Genomic DNA, 3,909 nt, shown 5'->3' on the forward strand with positions numbered 1-3,909 from the left:
TACGAATACAGTTGGGGTCCCCTTAATATATGAAGGCGAAAGATACGCATTGTTTCTTAGACCAGATATAAAGCTCTTATTCAATGAAATGCATCGGATGTTTGGATGGCTTGTTGTGGGGATGGTTGTGTTTACTATCCTATTAGTATTAATCAGTACAAAGTATTTAATAAAGCCTATTTCCAAATTGAATACAGCAACGAGCTTGATAGCAGAGGGGGATTTTGGCATTAAGCTGAATATTAATAGGCAGGATGAAATAGGGGATCTAGCTGCTAGTTTTCAAACGATGGCTGGCAAATTAGAAAAAGTAAATGACGCACGCAAGGAGTTTATTTCTAACATTTCACATGATATTCAGTCACCTCTCTCTAATATCAAAGGGTATTTAAAACTATTAAAGAGCGCTGAATCAACAGCTCAGCATAAAGAATATTTTGATGTAGTTGATTCTGAAGTGAATCGGCTATCCTATTTAACTAAGCAGCTGCTGTTGCTATCATCACTTGACAGTCAAAAGGATTTGCTTGATAAAAAAGATTTTAATTTAAGTGAACAATTAAAGACGGTTATACGTCAGTACCAGTGGATATTAAGTGAAAAAGGATTGATGATTAGCTATTCACTGCCTGATGCATATTTGCATGGGGATCACACCTTATTATACTCCGTTTGGGAAAACCTCTTAACGAATGCCATTAAATATAGTGAAGAAGACAGTGAGATTAACATTACATTAAATGATCAGCCAGACTGGATCGTGATAAGCTTTAAAGATCATGGAATTGGCTTACATTCAGAAGAGGTTGAAAGGATTTATGACCGTTTTTATCGTGCTGATACATCAAGGACTCGCACTATTGAAGGAACTGGGCTTGGGCTTTCAATCGTTCAATCTATTTTGGAAATTCATGATGGCGAAATTAAAGTGGAGAGCAAGAAAGGGGAGGGGTCTGTTTTTACAGTGAAATTACCAAAGGGTTAGAGAATTATTGGCAAGGTGCTATGTGGAGCTGTGAAAGCTATAGCACCTTGTCATTTTTTTACAAAAATTCTTTTATTAACATGTGGCAGCATTTTCTGAAACAAAATCAATCTCAAAGCCGAGATCTTTTAACATTTGATGATCCGCTGAACCTTCCTGTCCTGCAGTTGTTAAATAATCTCCAACAAAAATAGAATTTGCCGGGTATAGTCCAAAAGGCTGAAGGCTTCTCAAATTAACCTCACGCCCGCCAGAAATGCGAATTTCCTTAGTTGGATTAATAAATCGCATTAAACACAATACTTTCAGACAGTATCTAGGATTTAATTCCTTCGTTCCCTCAAGCGGAGTTCCGTCAATAGCATGAAGAAAGTTAACAGGGATGGAATCTGCATCAAGGGCTTTTAAGCTTCTGGCCATTGACACGACATCTTCTTTAGTTTCGCGCATCCCGATAATGACACCCGAGCAAGGAGAAATTCCGTGTTCTTTAACTAATTCAACGGTGTTTACCCGGTCTTCATATGTATGGGAAGTTGTTATGGATTCGTGGTGATTTTCGGATGTGTTAATATTATGATTATAGCGGTCAACGCCGGCTTCTTTAAGCATGGAAGCCTGTTCGGGCTTTAACAATCCAAGACATGCACATACCGTAAGATTGTATTTATCTTTAATTTCTTTAACAGCGGAAACAACTTGATCAATTTCTTTATTGCTCGGACCTCTTCCGCTGGCAACAATGCAATAAGTACCAACATTCATATTAAATGCTTGTTCAGCACCTTTAACAATGGAATCTTTATCCATCATTCGATATTTTTCAATTGGTGCAGTTGATACGCTTGATTGTGAACAGTAGCCGCAGTTTTCAGGGCAAAGCCCAGATTTTGTATTTATGATCATATTAAGCTTTACTTTATTTCCATAATAATGGTGGCGGATTTTATAAGAGCTTTGTAATAGATCTAGAAGTTCTTCATCAGGGCAATTTAATATGCTAACGGCTTCTTCATTTGTAAGCTCATATCCTTCCAATACTTGTTCAGCAAGATTCCTCCAGTTCCTCATTAATTCTCCTCCTTTTGAATTTGATTATGAAGCCCGTTGAATTTTTCTAAATTGGCTGCGGGCAAAAACCTTATGCTCAAGTCGATTCGCCATGATTCCAGCACAAATGGCGAGAACAATATCCTTTGGCAATGGCACAACCATCCACATCCAAGCCATTTTATAAGTAAATCCATCTGGAGCAGCCGCCCAAAGCTTATAGGCAAAATACATCCAGTTTGTACCAATAACATAATTAATAACCATACCAATTAAAGCGGCAGTAATATAAACTGGGATCGTCTTTTTCATTTCAATGATTTTTCCTGTTACATAGGCTGTAAGAATGTAAGAGAGAATAAAGCCAAAGGTCGGGCTAATTAAGGAAGACATACCACCGCCAAATTTAGCAAATACTGGCGCACCTGCAAGACCAACAAAGGCATAAACGGCCATTGTAATTGCTCCTAGACGGCTGCCTAAGATAGCTCCAGATAAAATGGCAACAAATGTTTGCAGCGTAATTGGTACACCGCCTATAACCATAAAGGGAACAAATGTAGTGATATTCGCTCCTACACACATCAAAGCTACAAACATACCAGCAAGCGTTAAATCAATCGTTCTTAATCTCTTTTTCATTTCCCTATCCTCCGTAGATTGTTAGTAAATATAAATAAAGGATAATGGCTAACCTAAGTATATGTCAACCTATTTTATTTTTAGTTAACATATTAATATTAAGAGACTTTAATAGTGTGAGTTTTAGATTTGTAAACGGATGTTCATCTTCTGTTCATATTAGAAGCTTAAAATAGGAAAAAGAGAGGAAGCAATGTATATTATAGAGTAGGCTTTGATTAGAAGAAAACGGAAAAAACGTAAATAGGAGAGGAAAACGATGAATTATAGCAAGGTTTTATTACGATTATCTGCATTATTTGGCTTTATCGGCGCTTTTTTAGGTTCACATATGGCTGGAGCAGGGGATTATGCTTTTAGACCGATACATGCCCATATACTTGTTGTTGGATGGTTAACACTATTCGCATGGGCGGTATACTATAAAGTATTTTCCCCGAAAATGGGGATCCTAGCAAAGTTTCATGTATATACTGCTATTATCGGTTCTATCGGATTAACAGGTGGGATGGCGCTCTATATTTTTAAACCTGCATTTCTTCCAAGTGCGGTTAACACGATTTTCTATATTGTTGGTGGGTCCATCCTTTTGCTTAGCTTCTTATTATTTTTCTTTGTCACCTTTACAAAGGATGAAAAACAGGGGAAGGCAAGCTAAGAGTAGCTTGCCTAGTCCTAAAAAATAAACCTAAGATATTTCAGCGGTGTTATCTTTTCTTTTTGTTTTCAGTTTGATATAAGGTATGATGAAACGGTCAAAACCGATTTTACTTGCATTGTATCCAGCGACTAAGATGAATATTGTTAATAATATCATTTGCGGGTTCGTACTGATTGTTCCGGAAAACATAAAGGCAAAGTTCATTATGATTCCAAAAAATGCAGCAGCAGTAGTCAAGCAGCCAAGAATTAAACCTAACCCTACTAATAGTTCGCCCCATGCAACTAAAAAGCTAAATAGACCTGCATTTGGAAGGGCAAATCCTTCTAAAAAGCTAGCCCACCATCCTTGTACTGTTGGATTCTCCCCAGTCGCTTTAGCGATTGCTCCTTGTAAATATCCCGATGCATCAAACCCGCCTGCTACTTTATGATATCCCGCCTTGAGCCAAGAATAACCAAGATACAACCGAATAATAGTCAATAATCCTGAAGATAATTGATTTTCCCTTAGCCAATTAACAAACATACTTATCTCTCCCAACTTTTTGATGAATACAGGGATATAGTAG

At 37.4% G+C, this 3,909-nt stretch carries 5 protein-coding genes; 2 read left to right on the forward strand and 3 right to left on the reverse strand.

The window, feature by feature from the left end; genetic code table 11:
* On the forward strand, positions 1–985 hold a 985-nt coding region (locus tag V7149_RS16265), incomplete at its 5' end, for a sensor histidine kinase (RefSeq protein ID WP_335346654.1).
* A 75-nt stretch (positions 986–1,060) separates the two neighbouring features.
* Here the strand turns inward: V7149_RS16265 and bioB are convergent.
* The gene (gene bioB, locus V7149_RS16270) at positions 1,061–2,056 is read right to left on the reverse strand and encodes a biotin synthase BioB (RefSeq protein WP_335346655.1); all 996 of its coding nucleotides are present in this window, start codon (positions 2,054–2,056) and stop codon (positions 1,061–1,063) included.
* Between the two features lie 24 nt (positions 2,057–2,080).
* Entirely contained in the window at positions 2,081–2,677 is a 597-nt protein-coding gene (locus V7149_RS16275; RefSeq protein ID WP_335346656.1) for a biotin transporter BioY, read from the reverse strand.
* 259 nt (positions 2,678–2,936) lie between these two features.
* On the opposite strand from V7149_RS16275, the gene V7149_RS16280 reads away from it, so the two are divergent.
* Positions 2,937–3,335 carry a hypothetical protein gene (locus tag V7149_RS16280; RefSeq protein WP_335346657.1) on the forward strand — a complete coding sequence of 133 codons (399 nt, stop codon included), beginning with the start codon at positions 2,937–2,939 and terminating at the stop codon, positions 3,333–3,335.
* A 30-nt stretch (positions 3,336–3,365) separates the two neighbouring features.
* Here V7149_RS16280 and V7149_RS16285 read toward each other — a convergent pair whose 3' ends face one another.
* A complete protein-coding gene (locus V7149_RS16285) occupies positions 3,366–3,866 on the reverse strand; it encodes a DoxX family membrane protein (protein ID WP_335346658.1) in 501 nt (166 codons plus the stop codon).
* Positions 3,867–3,909 lie beyond the last annotated feature (43 nt).

Origin of the sequence: Bacillus sp. JJ1503, from assembly GCF_036965125.1 — a bacterium.
GTDB lineage: Bacteria > Bacillota > Bacilli > Bacillales > Cytobacillaceae > Cytobacillus.

Coding starts and splice junctions, on each gene's coding strand:
- bioB (WP_335346655.1), bottom strand. CDS start 2,056: ATGAGGAACTGGAGGAATCTTGCTGAACAAGTATTGGAAGGATATGAG.
- V7149_RS16275 (WP_335346656.1), bottom strand. CDS start 2,677: ATGAAAAAGAGATTAAGAACGATTGATTTAACGCTTGCTGGTATGTTT.
- V7149_RS16280 (WP_335346657.1), top strand. CDS start 2,937: ATGAATTATAGCAAGGTTTTATTACGATTATCTGCATTATTTGGCTTT.
- V7149_RS16285 (WP_335346658.1), bottom strand. CDS start 3,866: ATGTTTGTTAATTGGCTAAGGGAAAATCAATTATCTTCAGGATTATTG.